The organism is Bacteroides caecigallinarum, assembly GCF_021531075.1.
Classification (GTDB): Bacteria; Bacteroidota; Bacteroidia; order Bacteroidales; family Bacteroidaceae; genus Phocaeicola; species Phocaeicola caecigallinarum_B.
The window spans coordinates 1-540 of record NZ_JADYTJ010000154.1; the positions used below are offsets into that span (position 1 = coordinate 1).

General features: G+C 51.3%; 1 pseudogene. It reads left to right on the forward strand.

Going from position 1 to position 540, the window contains the following annotated elements:
• Positions 1 to 509 (forward strand): annotated as a pseudogene (locus I6E11_RS15540) (conjugative transposon protein TraJ); the annotation flags it as partial.
• Between the last annotated feature and the right edge of the window lie 31 nt (positions 510 to 540).

The following is a 540-nucleotide window of genomic DNA, read 5'->3' on the forward strand; positions in this document are numbered from 1 at the left end:
ATATCCGGGACGCCTTCCGCAGTCTGCTGGAACTGCTTTTTGCCGCGGCATCCCTGCTTATAGATACGGTAAGGACCTTTTTTCTGGTTGTATTGTCCATCCTTGGTCCCATTGCCTTTGCCTTCAGTGTGTGGGACGGTTTCCAGTCCACGCTCAGCCAGTGGTTCACACGTTACATTTCCGTCTATCTGTGGCTTCCCGTGAGTGACCTTTTCAGCTGTATGCTGGCTAAGATTCAGGTGCTCATGCTGCAGAACGACATCCTGGAGCTCCAGAACAATCCGAACTATTCGCTGGACAACTCCAATTCGGTATATGTGATCTTCATGCTCATAGGTATCATCGGATATTTTACCGTGCCGACCGTGGCCGGATGGATTGTACAGGCAGGCGGTGGCGGAAACTATAACCGCAACATCAACCGTACCGCGACCAAGGCCGGAGGATTTGCAGCCGGTGCCGCAGGTTCCGGACTGGGAAATATCGGAGGGCGTCTGCGTGGAAAATAAACAGAACAGGAACATAAAAATCATGAAAACA